Annotated in this window: 21 protein-coding genes and 1 tRNA gene; 11 read left to right on the top strand and 11 right to left on the bottom strand. The window is 66.2% G+C overall.

The window, feature by feature from the left end; translation table 11 throughout:
* The first annotated feature begins 10 nt into the window (after nt 1-10).
* Entirely contained in the window at nt 11-619 is a 609-nt protein-coding gene (locus AC5LXX_RS02635; RefSeq protein ID WP_124455323.1) for a CNP1-like family protein, read from the top strand.
* A 114-nt stretch (nt 620-733) separates the two neighbouring features.
* Here the strand turns inward: AC5LXX_RS02635 and proB are convergent, their stop codons facing one another.
* The 4 genes from proB to rplU form a co-directional block, all read right to left on the bottom strand.
* Nucleotides 734-1,852 carry a glutamate 5-kinase gene (proB, locus tag AC5LXX_RS02630; RefSeq protein ID WP_124455322.1) on the bottom strand — a complete coding sequence of 373 codons (1,119 nt, stop codon included), beginning with the start codon at nt 1,850-1,852 and terminating at the stop codon, nt 734-736.
* A 90-nt stretch (nt 1,853-1,942) separates the two neighbouring features.
* A complete protein-coding gene (gene obgE / locus AC5LXX_RS02625) occupies nt 1,943-3,055 on the bottom strand; it encodes an Obg family GTPase CgtA (protein WP_124455321.1) in 1,113 nt (370 codons plus the stop codon).
* Nucleotides 3,056-3,242: 187 nt separating this feature from the next.
* The gene (rpmA, locus tag AC5LXX_RS02620) at nt 3,243-3,506 is read right to left on the bottom strand and encodes a 50S ribosomal protein L27 (protein WP_006476999.1); all 264 of its coding nucleotides are present in this window, start codon (nt 3,504-3,506) and stop codon (nt 3,243-3,245) included.
* 24 nt (nt 3,507-3,530) lie between these two features.
* On the bottom strand, nt 3,531-3,842 hold the full coding sequence (rplU, locus tag AC5LXX_RS02615; RefSeq protein WP_006025184.1) for a 50S ribosomal protein L21: 312 nt from the start codon (nt 3,840-3,842) through the stop codon (nt 3,531-3,533).
* Between the two features lie 210 nt (nt 3,843-4,052).
* Between rplU and AC5LXX_RS02610 the strand changes: the two genes are divergently transcribed.
* The 9 genes from AC5LXX_RS02610 to AC5LXX_RS02570 all read left to right on the top strand — a co-directional run bounded on the left by AC5LXX_RS02610 (nt 4,053) and on the right by AC5LXX_RS02570 (nt 11,939).
* Nucleotides 4,053-5,048 (top strand): polyprenyl synthetase family protein, encoded by a 996-nt coding sequence (locus tag AC5LXX_RS02610; RefSeq protein ID WP_069247066.1) that lies wholly within the window; start codon nt 4,053-4,055, stop codon nt 5,046-5,048.
* A gap of 148 nt (nt 5,049-5,196) precedes the next feature.
* Nucleotides 5,197-5,273 (top strand) — tRNA-Pro (locus AC5LXX_RS02605).
* Nucleotides 5,274-5,415: 142 nt separating this feature from the next.
* Nucleotides 5,416-6,708 carry an HlyC/CorC family transporter gene (locus AC5LXX_RS02600; protein ID WP_124455320.1) on the top strand — a complete coding sequence of 431 codons (1,293 nt, stop codon included), beginning with the start codon at nt 5,416-5,418 and terminating at the stop codon, nt 6,706-6,708.
* A gap of 83 nt (nt 6,709-6,791) precedes the next feature.
* Nucleotides 6,792-8,069, top strand: a complete 1,278-nt coding sequence (locus tag AC5LXX_RS02595; protein WP_493410386.1) for a GspE/PulE family protein — start codon at nt 6,792-6,794, stop codon at nt 8,067-8,069.
* A complete protein-coding gene (locus tag AC5LXX_RS02590) occupies nt 8,066-9,277 on the top strand; it encodes a type II secretion system F family protein (protein WP_493410385.1) in 1,212 nt (403 codons plus the stop codon). The genes AC5LXX_RS02595 and AC5LXX_RS02590 overlap by 4 nt, the downstream gene beginning before the upstream one ends.
* 46 nt (nt 9,278-9,323) lie before the next feature.
* Complete coding sequence (locus tag AC5LXX_RS02585; RefSeq protein ID WP_493410384.1) at nt 9,324-10,235, top strand: prepilin peptidase; 912 nt, start codon at nt 9,324-9,326, stop codon at nt 10,233-10,235.
* A 1-nt stretch (nt 10,236) separates the two neighbouring features.
* A complete protein-coding gene (coaE, locus tag AC5LXX_RS02580; protein WP_493410383.1) occupies nt 10,237-10,845 on the top strand; it encodes a dephospho-CoA kinase in 609 nt (202 codons plus the stop codon).
* Between the two features lie 109 nt (nt 10,846-10,954).
* Nucleotides 10,955-11,710 carry a cell division protein ZapD gene (gene zapD / locus AC5LXX_RS02575; protein WP_034186363.1) on the top strand — a complete coding sequence of 252 codons (756 nt, stop codon included), beginning with the start codon at nt 10,955-10,957 and terminating at the stop codon, nt 11,708-11,710.
* A 28-nt stretch (nt 11,711-11,738) separates the two neighbouring features.
* Nucleotides 11,739-11,939, top strand: a complete 201-nt coding sequence (locus tag AC5LXX_RS02570) for a DNA gyrase inhibitor YacG (RefSeq protein ID WP_059506884.1) — start codon at nt 11,739-11,741, stop codon at nt 11,937-11,939.
* A gap of 60 nt (nt 11,940-11,999) precedes the next feature.
* Here AC5LXX_RS02570 and AC5LXX_RS02565 read toward each other — a convergent pair whose 3' ends face one another.
* From AC5LXX_RS02565 to secA, 4 genes are all read right to left on the bottom strand, one after another.
* Nucleotides 12,000-12,443 (bottom strand): NUDIX domain-containing protein, encoded by a 444-nt coding sequence (locus tag AC5LXX_RS02565; RefSeq protein ID WP_493410382.1) that lies wholly within the window; start codon nt 12,441-12,443, stop codon nt 12,000-12,002.
* The gene (locus AC5LXX_RS02560; RefSeq protein WP_493402261.1) at nt 12,440-13,309 is read right to left on the bottom strand and encodes an ATP-binding protein; all 870 of its coding nucleotides are present in this window, start codon (nt 13,307-13,309) and stop codon (nt 12,440-12,442) included. Before AC5LXX_RS02560 ends, AC5LXX_RS02565 begins: the two co-directional genes overlap by 4 nt.
* A gap of 19 nt (nt 13,310-13,328) precedes the next feature.
* Nucleotides 13,329-14,570, bottom strand: a complete 1,242-nt coding sequence (gene argJ, locus AC5LXX_RS02555) for a bifunctional glutamate N-acetyltransferase/amino-acid acetyltransferase ArgJ (RefSeq protein ID WP_493402260.1) — start codon at nt 14,568-14,570, stop codon at nt 13,329-13,331.
* A gap of 143 nt (nt 14,571-14,713) precedes the next feature.
* Nucleotides 14,714-17,515, bottom strand: a complete 2,802-nt coding sequence (secA, locus tag AC5LXX_RS02550) for a preprotein translocase subunit SecA (RefSeq protein ID WP_493410381.1) — start codon at nt 17,513-17,515, stop codon at nt 14,714-14,716.
* A 256-nt stretch (nt 17,516-17,771) separates the two neighbouring features.
* Here secA and AC5LXX_RS02545 point away from each other — a divergent pair, with 256 nt between their 5' ends.
* Complete coding sequence (locus AC5LXX_RS02545) at nt 17,772-18,248, top strand: DciA family protein (protein WP_124455312.1); 477 nt, start codon at nt 17,772-17,774, stop codon at nt 18,246-18,248.
* 81 nt (nt 18,249-18,329) lie between these two features.
* Here AC5LXX_RS02545 and lpxC read toward each other — a convergent pair whose 3' ends face one another.
* From lpxC to ftsZ, 3 genes are all read right to left on the bottom strand, one after another.
* Nucleotides 18,330-19,247, bottom strand: a complete 918-nt coding sequence (gene lpxC / locus AC5LXX_RS02540; protein WP_309290043.1) for a UDP-3-O-acyl-N-acetylglucosamine deacetylase — start codon at nt 19,245-19,247, stop codon at nt 18,330-18,332.
* 240 nt (nt 19,248-19,487) lie between these two features.
* A complete protein-coding gene (locus tag AC5LXX_RS02535) occupies nt 19,488-19,994 on the bottom strand; it encodes a peroxiredoxin (protein ID WP_175876567.1) in 507 nt (168 codons plus the stop codon).
* Nucleotides 19,995-20,182: 188 nt separating this feature from the next.
* A complete protein-coding gene (gene ftsZ / locus AC5LXX_RS02530) occupies nt 20,183-21,379 on the bottom strand; it encodes a cell division protein FtsZ (protein ID WP_021159911.1) in 1,197 nt (398 codons plus the stop codon).
* Between the last annotated feature and the right edge of the window lie 61 nt (nt 21,380-21,440).

Genomic DNA, 21,440 nt, shown 5'->3' with positions numbered 1-21,440 from the left:
GTCGGACTGCATGACCGGGCGCGACCTTGGTGTCGCGCCCTTTTTTTACGAGGAATGCATATTGAAAGCGATTGCTCTCGCGCTCGCATCGATCGCCGCGATGGCTGCCCTGGCCGGCTGCGCGAATTCGAAGGCGCCGTCCAACAAGGACGACAGCGAATTCGTGTACCTGCTCGACCGCCAAGGGACCTGGAAGGAAAACACGGTCGACACGCTGCCGCCGCTGCCGCAGACGGGCGACCTGCTGCCGTTCAACGTGTCGCAGAACACGCCGCTCAAGTTCTTCGTCGATGCTAAATCGCTCGACGTCGGCACCGATGGCGTCGTGCGCTACGCGGTCGTCATCACGAGCCCGGCCGGCGCACGCAACGTGAACTACGAAGGCATCCGCTGCGACACCTACGAATGGCGCCAGTACGCCGGCCTGAACTCGGACCACGACGGCTGGGATCGTACCGTCGAAAACGACTGGCGGCGCATCGAGAACGGCGAGCTGAACGCCTACCACTCCGCGCTCTATCAGGACTACTTCTGCTCGAACAAGATGCCGCAAGGCTCGACCCGGCAGATCCTGGAAAACATCCGGTTCCACCGCACCGCGATGACGCAGCTGCGCTGACGGCGCACGATGCGGGTCGCCCGCATCGTCCCGCCGCTATAAGAAAGCCCGCATCGCGCGGGCTTTTTTGCTGGACTGCCTGCACCGCCGACACCGTGGCCGGCGATCAGACGATCAAACGAGCACGAGGTTGTCGCGGTGGATCAGTTCGGGCTCCAGCATGTAGCCGAGCACCGTCTCGATCTCGCCGCTCGGCTTGCGGTGAATCAGTTTCGTTTCCGCGCTGCTGTAGTTCGTGAGCCCGCGCGCCACTTCGCGCCCGTCGGGGCCGACGCACGCGATCACCTCGCCGCGCGCGAACGCGCCCTGCACGTCGATCACGCCGATCGGCAGCAGGCTCTTGCCGCCGGCCGTCAGCTTTTCGACCGCGCCGGCATCGATCACGACATGGCCGCGCACCTGCAGATGGTCGGCCATCCATTGCTTGCGCGCCGCCATCCGCGCGGTGCGCGCGATCAGCTGCGTGCCGATCGCCTCGCCGGCCGCCAGGCGCACGAGCACGTCCGGCTCCCGGCCGCTCGCGATCACGGTATTCGCGCCGCTGTGTGCCGCGCGCTTCGCCGCGAGGATCTTCGTCAGCATCCCGCCGCGACCGAGGCTCGAACCGGCGCCGCCGGCCATCGCCTCGAGCTCCGGCGCGCCGGCATTGGCCTCGGCGACGAGCGTCGCGTTCGGGTCCTTGCGCGGATCGGCCGTGAACAGCCCGGTCTGGTCGGTCAGGATGATCAGCGCATCGCCTTCGATCAGGTTCGCGACGAGCGCGCCGAGCGTGTCGTTGTCGCCGAACTTGATTTCGTCGGTGACGACCGTGTCGTTCTCGTTGATGATCGGCACGACACCGAGCCGCAGCAGCGTGAGCAGCGTCGAACGCGCATTCAGGTAGCGCTCGCGATCGGCCAGGTCGGCATGCGTGAGCAGGATCTGCGCGGTGCGGATGTCGTGCTCGGTGAAGCGGCTCTCATAGACCTGCGCGAGCCCCATCTGGCCGACCGCCGCCGCAGCCTGCAACTCGTCGATTTCCCGCGGCCGCTTGCTCCAGCCGAGCCGCTGCATCCCTTCGGCAATCGCCCCCGAACTGACGAGCACGACTTCCTTGCCCTGCGCGCGCAACGCCGCGATCTGGGCTGCCCAGCGGCCGATTGCAGCATGATCGAGCCCCTTGCCGTCGTTGGTCACGAGGCTGGAACCCACCTTCACCACCAATCGCTTCGAATCCGCGATGATCGAACGCATCCTGCACTGTCTCCTGTATCTGATGCCTGCCCGGCCGGGCGCGATTGAACGCCGGCGCCGGACGGCACGCCCGGCGCGTTCAGGAACCGCTCAGGCGTCGTCGCCCGGCGTCGCACCGCCGTCTGCCGGCGGCGCATCGCGGAAACGCACGTCCGCCGCGAGATCTTCCGCCTCCGCCGCACGGTGTGCGTCCGAATGTTCGGACAGGTAATCGTAGATCGCGTAGCACAGCGCTTCGCAGCCCTGGCCCGTCAACGCCGAAATCTCGAACACGGGGCCGTCCCAGCCGAAACGATCGAGAAAATCGGCGACGCGCGCCTCGCGCTCGTCTTCCGGCACCATGTCCAGCTTGTTGAGCACGAGCCAGCGCGGCTTCTCGTACAGCGCCTCGTCGTACTTGCGCAGCTCGCCGACGATCGCGGTCGCTTCCGCGACCGGATCGACGCTTTCGTCGAACGGTGCGAGATCGACCAGATGCAGCAGCACGCCGGTCCGCTGCAGGTGGCGCAGGAACTGGTGGCCAAGGCCCGCGCCTTCCGCCGCGCCCTCGATCAGCCCCGGGATGTCGGCGATCACGAAGCTCTTGCTCGGGCCGACGCGCACCACGCCGAGATTCGGCGCGAGCGTCGTGAACGGGTAGTCGGCGATCTTCGGCCGCGCATTCGACACCGACGAGATGAACGTCGACTTGCCTGCGTTCGGCATGCCGAGCAGGCCGACGTCGGCGAGCACCTTCAGCTCGAGCTTCAGCATGCGCCGCTCGCCCGGCTTGCCGTCCGTCTTCTGGCGCGGCGCACGGTTCGTGCTCGACTTGAAATGCAGGTTGCCGAGGCCGCCGGAGCCGCCTTGGGCAAGCATCACCTGCTGGTCGTGCTCGGTCAGGTCGGCGATCAGCTCGCCGGTATCCATGTCGGTGATGATCGTGCCGACCGGCATGCGCAGCGTGACGTCGTCGCCGCCCTTGCCGTAGCAATCCGAGCCGCGGCCGTTTTCACCGTTGCGCGCGAGATGCTTCTTCGCGTATCGGTAGTCGATCAGCGTGTTGATGTTGCGGTCGGCGATCGCGTAGACGCTACCGCCCCGGCCGCCGTCGCCGCCGTCCGGCCCGCCGAACGGGACGAACTTCTCGCGGCGCATCGACGCGCTGCCATCGCCTCCGTCGCCGGCGATGACTTCGATTCGTGCTTCGTCAATGAACTTCATTCGTCACTCCGCCCAGTATTTCCGCTATTGTGCCGCGCGCCGGCACGCTTGAACAATCTGCCGTTCGGCCGATCGTACGCCGGTTGCGCGAGGGTCGCCGGCACGCACCTGCGCCCGGCGACCAAATAAAAAAAGGCCCCGCGAAGACTGCGGGGCCTTTCGGCTACGAAGCCCGTGGGTGCCTGACTTAGGCAGCCGCCGGGACGACGATGACCAGATGCTTCTTGTCCGCGCCCTTCGTCGCGAACTTGACGTGACCGTCGACCAGCGCGAACAGGGTGTGATCCTTGCCCATGCCGACGTTCTCGCCTGCGTGCATACGCGTACCGCGCTGACGCACGATGATGCCGCCGGCATTGATTGCCTGGCCGCCGTACACTTTCACGCCGAGACGTTTCGACTCGGAGTCGCGGCCGTTCCGGGAAGAGCCGCCTGCCTTTTTGTGTGCCATCTGATTGCTCCTTAACCGAGGCGCTTACGCGTTGATCGCGTCGATGCGCAGCTCAGTGTAGTTCTGGCGGTGGCCGCCATGCTTTTGGTAGTGCTTCCGGCGACGCATCTTGAAGATGGTGACCTTGGCATGACGACCGTGCGACACAACGGTGGCCTTGACGGAAGCCCCACTGACCAGCGGCGTACCGAACTTAATCGATTCGCCTTCGCCCACTGCGAGAACCTGGTCGAGCGTGATTTCAGCGTCAATGTCAGCCGGTATCTGTTCTACTTTGAGTTTTTCGCCAACGGCAACCTTGTACTGCTTGCCGCCGGTTTTTATGACCGCGTACATTGAGAACCTCACTCTGGATCCAATTTTTCCGCACACCACGCGCGGAAAACACGTGATTATACATGGGGTTAGCACCGAAGTCAAAACCGATCGACGATTGCCGCGCGCGGGCCCTGGCCGGACGGCCAAAATCGCAGTGCCGTCACGTCTGACAGACCGGGATTTCGCGGATTCGACTTATAATCCGCCGCATCACCCAATTCCATCATCATGTCGTCGTCCACCGCCTCCCCCACCCTCAGCGCCGCCCACCTGCTCGCCCCGATCACCAGCGACATGGAGCAGGTGAATCGCGTTATCCGGCAAAGCCTCGCGTCCGACGTGCTGCTGATCAACCAGATCGCCGAGTACATCATCGGCGCGGGCGGCAAGCGGCTGCGTCCGGCGTTGCTGCTGCTCGTCGCCGGCGCGCTCGGCGAAACGTCGCACCAGCGGCACGTGCTGGCCGCCGTCGTCGAGTTCATCCACACGGCCACGCTGCTGCATGACGACGTCGTCGACGAATCCGAGCTGCGCCGCGGCCGCCAGACCGCCAATGCGCTGTTCGGCAACGCGGCGAGCGTGCTGGTAGGCGATTACCTCTACTCGCGCTCGTTCGAGATGATGGTCGGTGTCGGCAAGATGCGCGTGATGGAGATCCTGTCCGAAGCGACGACGATCATTTCGGAAGGCGAGGTGCTGCAGCTCCTCAACATGCACGACGCGGACGTCGACGAAACGCGCTACATGCAGGTGATCCGCTACAAGACGGCGAAGCTGTTCGAAGCGTCGGCCCGCCTGGGCGCGGTGCTCGCGGGCGCCGATGCGCCGACCGAAGCCGCCGCCGCCGAATACGGCCGCCGGATCGGCACCGCGTTCCAGATCATGGACGACTGGCTCGACTACGCGGGCACCGTCGAGGCCATGGGCAAGAATGCCGGCGACGACCTGCGCGAAGGCAAGCCGACGCTGCCGCTCATCTATCTGATCGAACGCGGCACGCCCGAGCAATCGGCGCTGGCGCGCGAGGCGATCGAACAGGGCGGCACCGATCGCTTCGATACGATCTTCGAGGCGATCACGCGCTCAGGCGCGCTCGACCACACGCTCGAATGCGCACGCCAGGAAGCGCAGGCGGCAGCAGCGGCGATTGCCGCGTTCCCCGATTCGATCTACAAGGAAAGCCTGCTCGGGCTGTGCTCGTACTCGACGTCGCGGCAGTCGTGAGCGCGCGGCAAACAGGAAGCGATGCCTTGTCCCGAAAATTTTCTTCACCAAAGTATTCCCTTTTAGAAAAAACATCGTTATAGTTACGTTCTTGCTTGAGACGACGCAGAAATCTTCACGAAGACGGCGAAGTCCGAAGAGCAAAAATCGGGGTGTAGCTTAGCCTGGTAGAGCGCTACGTTCGGGACGTAGAGGCCGGAGGTTCGAATCCTCTCACCCCGACCAGATTTTTAAAAAACCGTGCACCCTGTGCGCGGTTTTTTTTTGCCCGGCCGCCGCAGGCCCCTCGTGTCGCGCACGACACATCGCCGTCGCCGGCCTCTGCTATATTTCCTCCATCCCTGTCCTTCACTGCCCATTCCGACGCGTGGACCAAATTCCCTTATGGGCGCAAATCGGCGCCGTCTTCCTGCTTCTCCTCTGTTCCAGCTTCTTTTCGATTTCCGAGACCGCGATGATGGCGCTCAACCGCCATCGGCTGAAGCATCTCGCCGGCCAGGGCGCACTCGGCGCGAAAACCACGCAAGGGCTGCTCACGCGCACTGACCTGCTGCTCAGCGTGATCCTGATCGGCAACAACCTGTTCAACACGATCATCCCGGTCCTGACGACGTCGCTCGCGCTGCATACGTTCGGCCGCAACAACGTCGCGCTGTCGATCGCGACCGGCATCGTCGCGTTCCTGATCATCGTGTTCGCGGAAATCGCGCCGAAGATCGTCGGCGCGACCTTCCCCGAACGCATCGCACTGCCCGCGAGCCTCGTGATCGCGCCGTTGATGCGCGTGTTCAAGCCGGTCGTCTGGTTCGTCAACGCGCTCGCGAACGGCGTGCTGTGGGTGCTGCGCATCAACACGAAGAAGGGCCGCGACCAGCGGATGTCGGCCGACGAGCTGCGCGCCATCGTGCTCGAGTCGAGCAGCTTCATGCCGACCAAGCATCGCAGCATCCTGCTCAACCTGTTCGATCTCGAGAACATCACGGTCGACGACGTGATGGTGCCGCGCCGCCAGATCGAGTCGCTCAACTTCTACGCGCCGCTCGACGACGTCCTGCACCAGCTCGAGACCTGCTATCACAACCGGCTCGTCGTCTACGAAGGCGACATCGACAAGGTGCTCGGCGTGCTGCATGTGCGCAAGACGCTCACCGCGCTGCACAACCAGGAGTTCGACCGCGAGACGCTGCGCACGCTGCTCGCCGAGCCGTACTACGTGCCGTCGGGCACGCCGGTGGTCCAGCAGCTCCAGTTCTTCCAGGAAACGCGGCAGCGAACCGCGCTCGTCGTCAACGAGTACGGCGAGCTCGAAGGGCTCGTCACGCCCGAAGACATCATCGAGGAACTGATCGGCGAATTCACGACGTCGATGCCGCGCAGCGAACGCGCGGGCGGTTGGGACGAGAACGGCGAATGCATCGTGTCGGCCAGCATGCCGCTGCGCGAACTGAACCGCTGGCTGCACCTGAAGCTGCCGACCGACGGGCCGAAGACGCTGAACGGACTGGTGCTCGAAATCCTCGAGGAAATTCCGGAAGACGACGTGTGCCTGAAGATCGGCGACGTGATGCTCGAGGTGATGCGCAGCGACGACCAGGCCGTGCGCACGGTCAAGCTCTTCAAGCCGCGCGGCTCGCGCACCGCACGCGCCACCGGCCGATAGCCGAACGGCCGACTGCCACCGCCGCCCGCGACGCGCGACCATCTGCAGGTCACGGTCAACAGGCGGCCAGCGTGCCGGCTCACATGCATTTCCCTCCTCCCGGGGCGCCGCTGCGCACGCAGTCGTCGCCCGCCCGCTCAGACGCGCCGCCTGCCGCCGCGCCTCATGCACTCGATGCGGCCCAGCTCGACGATGCACCGGCCGTGCGGCTGCTGACGGACACGCTGCACGCGGCACGTGTGCGCGACGCATCCGACATCCACGTCGAACCGTTCGAAACCGGCTGGCGCATCCGCCTGCGCATCGACGGCGTGCTGCATGAGCATGCGCGGCCGCCCGTGCACCTGCGCGATGCGCTCGTCACACGAATCAAGGTGCTCGCGCGCATGGACATCGCCGAACGGCGGCTCCCGCAGGACGGCAGGCTGCGCATCGCGATCGACCGCGGCACGCGCGGCGACTATCGCGTCAGTTCGCTGCCCACGCTGTTCGGCGAAAAGCTCGTGCTGCGGCGCCTCGAAACGCTGCCGGCCGATCTCACGCTCGCCCGTCTCGGCTTCGACACGCAGCAGGCCGCCGCGATGGAGGCCGCGATACGCGCACCGCACGGCCTCGTGCTCGTCACGGGCCCGACCGGCAGCGGCAAGACGCTGTCGCTGTACTGCGCACTGCAGATGCTCGATCGCGACGCACACAACGTCTGCACGGTCGAGGACCCCGCGGAGATCCAGCTCGACGGGATCAACCAGGTCGGCGTCGCCGACAAGGCCGGGCTCACGTTCGCGACGGCGCTGCGTGCGCTGTTGCGGCAGGATCCCGACATCATCATGGTCGGCGAGATACGCGATGCGGAAACGGCCGACGTCGCGATCAAGGCCGCGCAGACCGGCCATCTCGTGCTGTCGACGCTGCACACGAACGACGCGCCGGCCGCGATCGCACGGTTGCTCGACATCGGCGTCGCGCCGTACAACCTCGCGGCCGCGCTGCAGCTCGTCACCGCGCAGCGCCTCGTCCGGCGCCTGTGCGTCGCGTGCCGTGTCCCTTCGGACGCATCGGCGCGCGTGCTGCAGGAAGCCGGCTGCGACCCGGCGGCCCTGGCGAACGGATGGCGGCCGTTCGTCGCGCGCGGCTGCAGCGCCTGTCACGGGATCGGCTATCGCGGCCGCATCGGGTTGCATCAGACGATGCCGGTCTCGCCGGAACTGGCGGAGCGCATCGTCGCACGGGCGAGCGTCGGCGAGCTCGCGCAATGCGCGGCGGCCGAGGGCGTGCGCAACCTGCGCGACGCGGCATTCTCCCGCGTGCGGGACGGCACGACGAGCATCGCGGAAGCCGTCGCCGCCACGCCCGCCGCATGAGCATGCCCACGCCGCCGCGCGAAACCCGCTTCGCCTGGCGCGGCCGCCGTCGCGACGGCACACCGCGCCGCGGCACGGTCATCGCCTTCGACGCCGCGGCCGCGCGTGCCACACTCGCGCGTGACGGCATCGCGGTGCTGTCGCTCGACGTCCGCGGGCCGGCCCGGCCGCCGGCGGCCGGCGCCCGGGAGATCACGCGTTTCACGCGCCAGCTCGCGAGCCTGTTGCAGGCCGGGCTGCCGCTTGCACCGTCGCTCGAGATGCTCGCGCGTACACGGTCGCATGACGGCCTGCCGCGCATCGCCGCGGGCCTCGCGCGGGAAATCGTCGGCGGCCGGCGCTTCGCCGAGGCACTCGCACGCTATCCGTCGCAGTTCGGCACGCTGTACCGCCAGTTGATCGAAGTCGGCGAAGCGTCCGGCTCGCTCGGCATCGTGCTGACACGCGTCGCGGAACACCGCGAGCGCGCCGATGCGCAATGGCGCAAGCTGCGGGCCGCCCTCGCGTATCCGGCCGCCGTCATCCTGTTCGCGCTCGCGATCTCGGCGGCATTGATGGTGTGGGTCGTGCCGACGTTCCGGCAGATCTTCGACGGCTTCGGTGCCGCCCTGCCGGCACCGACCCGCGCCTTGCTCGCGCTCTCCTCCGCGCTGTCGGCGTGGGGCGGCATGCTCGCCGCCGGCACGGCGGCAGCAGCGCTTGCCGCGCATCACGCGCTTCGACGGTCGGCGCCGTTGCGCCATGCAGTCGCGCGGCGCCTGCTGCATGCCCCGCTGGCAGGCAGCGCGCTCGAACGGTATGCGGCCGCACGCTGGTGCCGTTCGCTCGCGACGCTGCTCGGCGCCGGCGTGCCGCTCGCCGACGCCTTCGCCACGCTCGAGCGGACGGCCGGCCATCCGGTGTTCGCGCACGCCACCGCGCAGATCGCGGCACACGTGTTGCGCGGCGCGCGTCTCGCCGATGCGATGCAGTCGGCCGGCTGCTTTCCGGACGACGTCGTCCAGCCGATCGCCGTCGCCGAGGAAACCGGCGCGCTCGACACGATGCTCGCCGACATCGCCGCGCTGTGCGAACGCCAGCTCGACGCGCGTCTCGATGCGCTCGCGGCGCTCGGCGAACCGCTGATCGTGATCGTCCTGGGCGCACTCGTCGGCGGCCTCGTGATCGCGATGTACCTGCCCATCCTTCAGCTCGGCAACGTGGTGTAGCATCGCAACCGATTCTGTCGCCTTTTAAGCCCGAACCTTGAGCCTCATGACGCCCGTGCCCCTGCCCGCCGTTCCCGATTCGCCCGAGCGCACGCTGCTCGCACTGGCGATGCTGCCGCCCGCGCTGCAGTATGCGTTCGCGGCCATCATCGGCCTGTGCGTCGGCAGCTTCCTGAACGTGGTCGTGCACCGGCTGCCCGTGATGATGCAGCGCGCGTGGCAGGCCGAGATCGACGAAGCGACCGGCAACGCGAGCGCCGCGCCCGACGACGGCTATCCGCCGCACTACGATCTGTGGCGCCCGCGCAGCGCATGCCCGCATTGCGGCCACGTGCTGCGCGCCTGGGAAAACATCCCGCTCGTCAGCTATCTGATGCTGCGCGGGCGCTGCCGCCGCTGCGGCCACGCGATCAGCCTCCGCTATCCGCTCGTCGAGCTCGTGTGTGCGCTGCTCTCCGCAGGCTCGCTCGCAGCATTCGGCCCGACCGTCGCCGGGCTTGCCGCGTTTGCGCTGTGTGCGGCGCTGCTCGCGATGAGCGCGATCGACATCCGCACGGGCTACCTGCCCGACTCGATGACGCTGCCGCTGCTCTGGGCCGGGCTCGTGCTGAATCTCGGCGGCACGTTCACGTCGCTGCGCTCGGCCGTGATCGGTGCGATGGCCGGCTACCTGTTCCTGTGGTCGATCTACTGGCTGTTCAAATGGCTGCGCGGCATCGAGGGCATCGGCTTCGGCGACCTGAAGCTGCTGGCCGCACTCGGCGCGTGGATGGGCTGGGCCGCGCTGCCGCAAGTCGTGCTGTTCGCGGCGGTAACGGGCGCGATCGTCGGGCTCGTCGCGACCTGGCGCGGCCGCATGCGCTTCGAGGAGCCGATTCCGTTCGGCCCGTTCCTCGCGGCCGGTGGCGTTGCGACGCTGTTTTTCGGCACGCCGTTCTATTTCGCGCTCGGAGGCTGACATGTTTGCAGTAGGACTCACGGGCGGCATCGGCAGCGGCAAGACGACCGTCGCCGACCTGTTCGGTGCACGCGGCGCGTCGCTGGTCGATACCGACCTGATCGCCCACCGCATCACGGCTCCCGGCGGCCTCGCGATGCCCGCGATCGAACAGGCGTTCGGCCGCGGCTTCGTGGCCGCCGACGGCTCGCTCGATCGCGCGAAGATGCGCACGCTGATCTTCAGCGACGACGACGCACGCCGGCGCCTCGAAGCGATCACGCATCCGCTGATCCGTGCGGAAACCGATCGCGAGGCACGCGAAGCGCAGGGCCCGTACGTGATGTTCGTCGTGCCGCTGCTCGTCGAGTCAGGCAACTGGAAGGCGCGCAGCGATCGCGTGCTCGTCGTCGACTGCCCGGTCGAAACGCAGATCGCACGCGTGATGCGGCGCAACGGCTTCACGCGCGAGCAGGTCGAGGCGATCATCGCGCGACAGGCGACGCGCGAAGCCCGTCTCGCGGCGGCCGACGACGTGATCGTCAACGACGCGGTTACGCCCGATGCACTTGCCGCACGGGTCGATGCACTGCACCAACGCTATGTCGCGCTCGCGGCCGCCGCGCACTGAGCATTGCGCGCAATCGTGATGGTGCACGAAATTGGCGCGTTGCTAGGGTAGAGAGTGAGCATTAGAATGTCCTGCATTGTTTCAATCCCTACCCAAGAGGCGAGCGCGCTTGATTCTTTACGAGTATCCGTTCAACGAGCGAATTCGCACGCTGTTGCGCCTCGAAGATCTCTTCGAGCGCTTCGCGTTCTTTTTGGCTCAGGAGGACCCGCGTGAACACCACGTCGCACTGACGACGCTGTTCGAAATCGCCGAGGTAACGGGCCGCGCGGACCTGAAATCGGATCTGATGAAGGAGCTCGAACGTCAACGCCAGACGCTCGCCCCCTTTCGCGGCAATCCGGGCATCGAGCAGAACGCGCTCGAAGCCGTGCTCGGCGAAATCGAGCAGACGCTGGCCAATCTCGCGCAGATGCAGGGCAAGACCGGCCAGCACCTCGTCGACAACGAGTGGCTCGCCAGTATCCGCAGCCGCGCGGTGATTCCCGGCGGCACGTGCAAGTTCGACCTGCCGTCGTACTACGCGTGGCAGCAATGGCCCGCCGAGCAGCGGCGCCAGGACATCGCGAAGTGGATCCTGCCGATGCTGCCGCTGCGCGACGCCGCGTCGATCGTGCTGCGGCTCGCGCGCGAATCGGGCCAGGCGTCGAAGGTGATGGCGATGCAGGGCAGCTACCAGCAGATGCTGTCGGGCCGCACCTACCAGCTGATGCAGGTACGCGTGCCGCCGGAGCTGCGCGTCATTCCCGAAGCGAGCGCCAACAAATACATGCTGTGGGTACGGTTCACCATGCAGGACGGCGATGTGCGGCCGCGCGCGGTGGACATCGACGTGCCGTTCCATCTGACACTGTGCAATCTGTAACGGCCGCGTGCCGGTTCAACGCTTTCGTATGACTACCGTCGTGAAATGTCCTTCGTGCGGCGCAGAAGTGCGCTGGACGCCTGAAAACAAGTTCCGTCCTTTCTGTTCGGCCCGCTGCAAGCAGCTCGACCTCGGCGCATGGGCCGCGGAAAAGTACCGGATCGGCGGCGCCTCGGACGAAGGCCCATCGTCGGAAGAAGACGGCACGGACGGCCGTCGCGACAGCTGAGCGGCGCGTAGCACCGCCCGCCGGCGATATGGCCCGCCTTTCCGGCAGGCCGCCACGGCGTCAGTTCGACGCCGCTTCCTTCTCGAGCAATTCGAGCACCGGCAGCGCCGCCGGCAACAGCGGCGCGACGGCGACCGGCAATTGCTGCCACACGAACGCCTGCCCTTCCTTGCTGTGCGGCTCGCCCGTCCAGCCCGTCACCTTGCAGAAATAAAGCCGCACGTACGCATGCGGATAATCGTGCTCGAGCGTGTGCCAGCGATGGCTGGCCGTGACCTCGATGCCGAGCTCCTCGTGGAGTTCGCGCGCGAGCGCGTCCTCGACGCTTTCGCCGGCCTCCAGCTTGCCGCCCGGGAACTCCCAGTAACCTTCATACGGCTTGCCCTGCAGGCGTTGCGCGAGCAGGTAGCTGCCGTCCGGCTGAACCATCACGCCCACCGCGACTTCCGTCACCTTGCGGCCATCCGGTGCGCGCGCGGCGCCTTGTGCGAGATCCGCGCTCATGCCTGCTCCTTGCGACCCGACCAGTCACGCGCGAACTGCCACGCCACGCGGCCCGAGCGCGAACCGCGCTCGAGCGCCCATACGAGCGCGTCGCCGCGCGCGGTCTCGATCTCCGCGTCCGGGCAACCGAAATGGCGCAACCAGTGCGCGACGATGTCGAGATAGTCGTCCTGCTTGAACGGATAGAAGCTGACCCACAGGCCGAAGCGCTCCGACAGCGAGATCTTTTCCTCGACGACTTCGCCGGGGTGAATCTCGCCGTCCGGGAGATGCTTGTACGACTCGTTGTCGCTCATGTACTCGGGCAGCAGATGGCGGCGGTTCGACGTCGCGTAGATCAGCACGTTGTCCGACTGCGCGGCGATCGAGCCGTCGAGCGCGACCTTCAGCGCCTTGTAGCCCGATTCGCCTTCCTCGAACGACAGGTCGTCGCAGAACACGATGAACCGCTCGGGACGCTGCGAGATCAGGTCGACGATGTCGCCGAGATCGTGCAGGTCGTCCTTGTCGACTTCGATCAGGCGCAGCCCGTCCTGCGCATACGCGTTCAGGCATGCCTTGATCAGCGACGACTTGCCGGTACCGCGTGCGCCGGTCAGCAGCACATTGTTGGCCGGCTTGCGCTGCACGAACTGCCGCGTGTTCTGCTCGATCAGCCCTTTCTGGCGATCGATGTTGTGCAGGTCGCCGAGCGTGATCGACGACACGGCCGGCACCGGCTGCAGGTAGCCGCGCCCCTGGCGCTTGCGCCAGCGGAATGCGTGGGCGGCGTTCCAGTCGACGGCCGCCGGCGCGGGCGGCAGCATCCCCTCGAGACGGCCGAGCAGCGCTTCGGCGCGCGTCAGAAACTGTTCAAGCTTGTCCATGTCGTTCGAACGCTCCCGATCAGGAGCGGTAGTCCGCGTTGATGCTCACGTAATCGTGCGACAGGTCGCACGTCCAGACGGTGGCCTGCGCGTCGCCGCGGCCGAGCAGCACACGGATCGTGATCTCGCTCTGCTTCATCACGCGCTGGCCGTCCTCTTCCTGGTAGGCCGGGTTGCGGCCGCCTGCCTTCGCGACGAGCACGTCGTCGAGATAGAGGTCGATCTTGCCGACGTCGAGATCCGCGACGCCCGCGTAGCCGATCGCCGCGAGAATCCGGCCGAGGTTGGGGTCGGATGCGTAGAAAGCCGTCTTCACGAGCGGCGAATGACCGATCGCGTAGGCGATCTGGCGGCATTCGGCGACGCTCTTGCCGCCTTCGACCTGCACCGTCATGAATTTCGTCGCGCCTTCGCCGTCGCGCACGATCAGCTGCGACAGCACCTGTGCGACTTCGGTCACCGCGTCGCGCAGTGCCGCATAGGCCGGCGAATCGGTCGACGTGATGGCCGGCAGCGAGCTCTTGCCCGATGCGATCAGGATGAACGAGTCGTTCGTCGACGTATCGCCGTCGATCGTGATGCAGTTGAACGAGCGGTCGGCGACTTCCTTCACGAGCGTGTCGAGCACCGGCTGCGCGACGTTCGCGTCGAATGCGAGGAAGCCGAGCATTGTCGCCATGTTCGGCTTGATCATGCCCGCGCCCTTGCTGATGCCCGTCAGCGTGACCGTGTGGCCGTCGATCGTCACCTGACGCGAGGTGGCCTTCGGCAGCGTGTCGGTCGTCATGATCGCCTGCGCGGCATCGAACCAGTTCGCGGCCTTGCGGTTCGCGAGCGCGGCCGGCAGGCCGGCCTTCAGGCGGTCGATCGGCAGCGGCTCGAGGATCACGCCGGTCGAGAACGGCAGCACCTGCGCCGGCTCGATGCCTGCGAGGCGGGCAAGCTCCGTGCAGGTTTCACGGGCGTTCACGAGGCCCGGCTCGCCGGTGCCCGCGTTCGCATTGCCCGTATTCACGACGAGCGCGCGGATGCCCGCGCCGCCCGCACGCACCTTCGCCAGATGCTCGCGGCAAACCGTGACCGGCGCGGCGCAGAAACGGTTTTCGGTGAACACGCCCGCGACCGTCGCGCCTTCGTCGACGGAGATGACCAGCACGTCCTTGCGATTCGGCTTGCGGATATTCGCTTCCGCCCAGCCGAGCGTGACGCCGGCGACGGGATGCAGTTGGGCGGGATCGATCGACGGAAAATTGACAGCCATGGGGCACACCTGCCGGATGGAAAATGCCGGCATGTGCCGGCATCGATTGGAAGAACCGGCGGCCGCACGCGCGGGCCGCCGCAACTCACGTCAGTCACTCGAAGCTGGAGCGAAGCAGCACGCGTGACGCGCGCCGCCGTCGATCATGACAGCTTCCCGTGACACTGCTTGTACTTCTTGCCGCTGCCGCACGGGCACGGGTCGTTGCGGCCGACCTTCGGCATCTCGCCGCCGGGGCCGCTGTGCGTCATCGCGCTGCCGACCATGTCGGCCGTTGCCGTGGCCGCCGCGGCAGCCGCGACGTTCGCCACCGGCGCACCGGATTCCGCGTAGTCGGCATGCTGGTACTCGACGTTTTCGAGATGACCGGCGCCGCGCTCCTCGATCTGCTCGGCGGCTTCCTCGAGTTGCTCCGGCGACTGGATCTGCACGTTCATCACGACGCGCGTGACTTCCTGCTTGATCGCCTCGAGCATCGCGGCGAACAGTTCGAACGCTTCGCGCTTGTATTCCTGCTTCGGATTCTTCTGCGCATAGCCGCGCAGGTGGATGCCCTGGCGCAGGTGGTCGAGTGCCGCGAGGTGTTCGCGCCACAGGCGGTCGACCGTCTGCAGCATCACCGAGCGCTCGAACGCGCTGAACGATTCGCGGCCGACCATCGCGACCTTGCTCTCGTACTGCTCGTCGGCGGCCGTCATCACGGCGTCGAGAATTTCCTCGGCCGTGATCGACGTCGACTCGTTCACCATTTCCTGGATCGCGAGGTCGAGCTGCCAGTCGTTGCGCAGCGCTTCTTCGAGCTCGGGCACGTCCCACTGCTCTTCGATGCTGCCTTCCGGCACGAACTGGCGGACGACTTCGGTGATCACACCGTGACGCATTGCCGTGATCGTCTCGGTGATGTCGTGCGCTTCGAGCAGCTCGTTGCGCTGCTGGTAGATCACCTTGCGCTGGTCGTTCGACACGTCGTCGTATTCGAGCAGCTGCTTGCGGATGTCGAAGTTGCGCGCTTCGACCTTGCGCTGCGCCGATTCGATCGACCGCGTGACGATGCCGGCCTCGATCGCCTCGCCTTCCGGCATCTTCAGGCGATCCATGATCGAGCGCACGCGGTCGCCCGCGAAGATGCGCAGCAGCGGATCGTCGAGCGACAGGTAGAAGCGCGACGAGCCCGGATCGCCCTGGCGGCCCGCACGGCCGCGCAGCTGGTTGTCGATCCGGCGCGATTCGTGGCGCTCGGTGCCGATGATGTGCAGGCCGCCTGCGGCCTTCACCTGCTCGTGCAGCGTTTCCCACTCGTCGTGCAGCTGCTGGATGCGGCGCGCCTTTTCGTCGGCCGGGATCGCCTCGTCGGCCTCGATGAACGCAGCCTGCTTCTCGGCGTTGCCGCCGAGCACGATGTCGGTACCGCGACCGGCCATGTTGGTCGCGATCGTCACGCGTTTCGGACGGCCGGCTTCCGCGACGATTGCCGCTTCGCGCTCGTGCTGCTTCGCGTTCAGCACTTCGTGCGGCAGCCCTGCTTGCTTCAGCAGGTGCGACAGCAGCTCGGAGTTCTCGATCGACGTCGTGCCGACCAGCACCGGCTGGCCGCGTTCGTAGCAGTCGCGGATGTCGCGGATCACCGCGTCATAGCGCTCCTTGGCCGTCTTGTAGATCTGGTCCTGCTTGTCGATCCGCTTCGGCGGACGGTTGGTCGGGATCACGACCGTCTCGAGACCGTAGATCTCGTTGAATTCGTATGCTTCGGTGTCCGCGGTACCGGTCATGCCGGCCAGCTTTGCGTACATCCGGAAGTAGTTCTGGAACGTGATCGACGCGAGCGTCTGGTTCTCGCTCTGGATCTTCACGTGTTCCTTCGCCTCGACGGCCTGGTGCAGGCCGTCGGACCAGCGGCGGCCGGCCATCAGGCGGCCCGTGAATTCGTCGACGATGACCACTTCGCCGTTCTGCACGACGTAGTGCTGATCCTTGTGGAACAGCGTGTGTGCGCGCAGCGCCGCGTACACGTGGTGCATCAGCGTGATGTTCTGCGGCGCGTACAGGCTCTCGCCCTCGCCGATCAGGCCCCATTCGGCGAGCAGGCGCTCGGCCTTCTCGTGGCCCGATTCCGTCAGGAACACCTGGCGTGCCTTCTCGTCGAGCGTGTAGTCGCCCGGCTTCTCGACACCCGTGCCGTCGGCCTTCTCTTCGCCGATCTGGCGCTCGAGCAGCGGCGGCAGTGCGTTCATCCGCACGTACAGTTCGGTGTGATCCTCGGCCTGGCCCGAAATGATCAGCGGCGTACGCGCCTCGTCGATCAGGATCGAGTCCACTTCGTCGACGACTGCAAAATTCAGTGCCCGCTGCACGCGCGCGTCGGTCTCGTAGACCATGTTGTCGCGCAGGTAGTCGAAGCCGAACTCGTTGTTCGTGCCGTACGTGATGTCCGCCGCGTAGGCCTGCTGCTTCTGGTCATGCTCCATGCCGGACAGGTTGATGCCGACCGACAGACCGAGGAAGTTGTAGAGGCGCGCCATCCATTCGGCGTCACGCTGCGCGAGGTAGTCGTTGACGGTCACGACGTGCACGCCGCGGCCGGCCAGCGCATTCAGGTACACGGGCAGCGTCGCGACGAGCGTCTTGCCCTCGCCGGTGCGCATTTCCGCGATCTTGCCGTAGTGAAGCACCATGCCGCCGATCATCTGCACGTCGAAGTGCCGCATCTTCAGCACGCGACGGCTGGCCTCGCGACAGACCGCGAACGCCTCGGGCAACAGCTTGTCGAGCGACTCGCCGGCCGCGACCCGCTGGCGGAATTCGTCCGTCTTGCCGCGCAACTGGTCGTCCGTCAGCTTCTCGATCTGCGTTTCGAGCGCATTGATCGTCGTGACGGTCTTTTGGTATTGCTTGACGAGCCGCTGGTTGCGGCTGCCAAAAATTTTCTGGAGAAAACCGGTTGTCATCGGATCGGATCCTGCGTCGCAGCACCGGCGCCCGGCGCGTGTTGCGCGCCCCGGCGCCCGAGCCTCGGCGGCTTAGCGAATTAGTGGACTCAAACGGTGAATTTTAGCACGCGGGAAAGCATGCGCCCGTGTCTCGGCGGGACCGGCGCTGCACGCGGAGGGCCGGGCCGGCGGGGCGAAAGCCGCCCGGGCACGGGCCGGCGCGGGTACAATCGGCAGCAACCTCCGCGCGCGTGCGCGCCCGAAGAAAGCCTCGATGAACCGATTTTCCAAGCGTTTCGGCCCGCTCGCCGCCTATCGCCCGCAACCCGTGTCGGAAGTGCTCGGTCGCACCGACGCGTTCACGGCGTTGCGCGCCGGCGTCGAGCAGATTGCGTCGCTGCAGCGCGACCTCGCCGCGCTCCTGCCCGAATATCTCGCAAATCATGTCGAACCGGGTTTCATCAAGGATGGGACCCTGACCCTCTTTGCCGCGCACAATGCACTGGCTGCCCGGTTGCGGCAGGTCGAGCCGCGGCTGCTCGGCGATCTCCAGAAGCGCGGCTGGGCCGTCGCGACGCTGCGCGTGCGCGTGCGGCCGAAAGATGCGCCGGAGCCGCCGCACGTGAAGCAGGCGCGGATGACCTCGGTCGGCGCCGCCGCGTTGCGCGATCTCGCCGATCACCTCGAACCGTCGCCGCTGCAGGATGCACTTGCGCGCATGGCCGCCCGGCACGGCGCGAAGCCGCGTTGACGGCACCGCCCGAAGGCGGCGGTCAGCCAACAAAAAAGCGACCCGAGGGTCGCTTTCTTCATCGCTTGCGCTGAACGCCGGTCACGCGAAGGCCGTCTGCGCGTCGAACGCGAAGCCCTTCGGCGCAGCCTGCGGATCGTCGAACGTCACGATCTCGTACGCGTCTTCGTGCGCGAGCAGCTCGCGCAGCAACGCGTTGTTCAGGCCATGGCCCGACTTGTACGCGGTGTACGACGCCAGCAGCGGATGACCGATCACGTACAGGTCGCCGATCGCGTCGAGCATCTTGTGCTTCACGAATTCGTCGTCGTAGCGCAGCCCGTCGTTGTTCAGGATGCGGTACTCGTCGAGCACGATCGCGTTGTCCATGCTGCCGCCGCGCGCCAGGCCGATCTCGCGCAGCATCTCGGCTTCGTGCGCGAAGCCGAACGTGCGCGCACGCGCGATCTCGCGCACGTACGACGTGGTCGCGAAATCGACTTCGAGCTCCTGGCCCGTCTTGTCGACGGCCGGGTGGCGGAAATCGATCGAGAACTTCAGCTTGAAGCCGAAATACGGATCGAGACGTGCGAACTTGTCGCCGTCACGGATTTCGACCGGTTTCTTCACCTTGATGAAGCGCTTCGGCGCGTTCTGCTCCTCGATGCCGGCGGACTGGATCAGGAACACGAACGTCGCCGCGCTGCCGTCCATGATCGGGATTTCCTCGGCCGTCACGTCGACGTACAGGTTGTCGATGCCGAGGCCCGCGCACGCGGACATCAGGTGCTCGACGGTCGACACGCGCACGCCATCCTTCTGCAGCACCGACGCGAGCCGCGTATCGCCGATCGACATCGCCGATGCGGGAATGTCGACCGGCGTGGGCAGGTCGACACGTGAAAAGACGATGCCCGTGCCAGGTGCGGCGGGACGGAGCGTCAACTCGATCTTATGACCCGAGTGGACACCGATACCCACGGTCTTGACGATGGACTTGATGGTGCGCTGCTTCAACATGGTGTTCTTCGTCTTGATTGAAAACATCAATCAGGAGTTATATTCGATAGGCGGGATTATAGCGTAATTCCCTATTCAACGCTGTTTGAAACTGCGTATCAATCTGTTTCGACAGTTTACCCGCGCCGATACGGGACGGGCCGATGTCCGGAACGGAGGCGTTTCCGGTCATCAGCCCGTGTTACAACTGCCCTGAGGCCGGTGAGCAGCGTTGCCAGCAGGCAACGGCGCACCGCACGATCAGGACGTCAACGTCGCGAGAACACTCGCCGCATCGCTCACTTCGAATTTGCCTGGCGCCTCGACGGCCAGCGTCTTGACCACACCGCCGTCAATCACCATCGCGTAGCGCAGGGAACGAATTCCCATGCCACGCGCGGACAAATCCTGTGTCAGCCCCAGCGCATGAGTGAAAGCCGCGCTGCCGTCCGCCATCATGCGCACCTTGCCCGCGGTGTGCAGATCACGTCCCCATGCGCCCATCACGAATGCGTCGTTGACGGACACGCACCAGATCTCGTCGATCCCCGCCGCGCGCAATTGCTCGGCGTGTTCGACATAGCCCGGCACATGCTGCGCCGAGCAGGTCGGCGTGAACGCGCCCGGCAATCCGAAGATCACCACCCGCTTTCCCGCAACCTGGTCGCGCACGCTGAAGGCGTTCGGCCCCAGCGTGCACCCTTCGCGCGCGTCGTCGATGAACTCGAACAATTGCGCGTCGGGCAGCGCGTCGCCCACTTGAATCATGGCTGGTCCCTCATAGCGATACGGTTTTTCAGCGTGTTGCGGACAGCACGGCCCATCCCGCCCCGCCTGAGCGAAGAGGGCACGTTTCCCGGCCCGGCGTCGCAGCCGACGCGGCCTGTCGTGGTCCGTAGCATCCGTCACGCCGGCGATACCGCGGCAGTTTCGCCGCGGCTTCGCCTGTGTTTGCGTCAGTCAGCCTGCTTGCGCAGGAAAGCCGGGATGTCGTACGTGTCGACACCCTTCTCCTGCAGCGCCTGCACGTGCGATGCCGCGGTTTCGCGCGAATTGCGCCACACTGCCGGCGTATCGAGCGCGCCGTAGTCCGCCGTGCTGACGTGATGAGCCGGTGCATAGCCGTGCGACACCGCGCTGACCGGCTGGTTGTCCGTACCCGTGCGCAGCAGCGTCATCGGTGCCGACTGCTGCTTCTTCGCCGCACGGCCCAGACCCGTTGCCACGACCGTCACGCGCAGCGCATCGCCCATTGCGTCGTCGTACACCGCACCGAAGATCACCGTCGCGTCTTCCGCCGCGTAGCTCTTGATCGTGTTCATCACTTCGCGCGTTTCCGACAGGCGCAGCGAACGGCTCGACGTGATGTTGACCAGCACGCCACGCGCGCCCGACAGATCGACGCCTTCGAGCAGCGGGCTCGCCACGGCCTGTTCCGCCGCGAGGCGTGCGCGATCGACGCCGGCGACCGTCGCCGTACCCATCATCGCCTTGCCCTGTTCGCCCATCACCGTCTTCACGTCTTCGAAGTCGACGTTCACGAGGCCGTCGACGTTGATGATTTCCGCGATACCTGCAACCGCGTTGTTCAACACGTCGTCCGCGCACTGGAAGCACTTGTCCATCTCGGCGTCGTCGCCCATCACGTCGAACAGCTTGTCGTTCAGAACGACGATCAGCGAGTCGACGTGATCCTCCAGTTGCTGCGAGCCTGCTTCAGCGACGCGCATGCGCTTGCCGCCTTCGAACTCGAACGGCTTGCTGACGACACCCACCGTCAGGATGCCCATCTCCTTCGCGATCTGCGCGACCACCGGTGCCGCGCCCGTGCCCGTGCCGCCCCCCATGCCGGCGGTGATGAACACCATGTGCGCGCCGCGCAGTGCGTCGGCGATGCGCTCACGCGCTTCTTCCGCTGCCGCCCGACCCATTTCCGGCTTCGCACCGGCGCCGAGGCCCGTGTTGCCAAGCTGGATCACCGACGATGCACGCGAACGCGACAGCGCTTGAGCGTCCGTGTTCATCACGATGAAGTCGACGCCCTGCACGCCGCGGTTGATCATGTGCTGGACGGCATTGCCGCCAGCGCCGCCAACGCCGACCACCTTGATGATGGTGCCGTTGGTTTCGGTTTCCAGCATTTCGAATTCCATGTTGCCTCCGTCAAGAGAATGACTGCTACTCGGCCGTTATTCGGCAGGAGATCGGGCAACC

Source organism: Burkholderia torrens (assembly GCF_984668525.1).
This window is presented reverse-complemented; position numbering and strand designations above follow the sequence as displayed.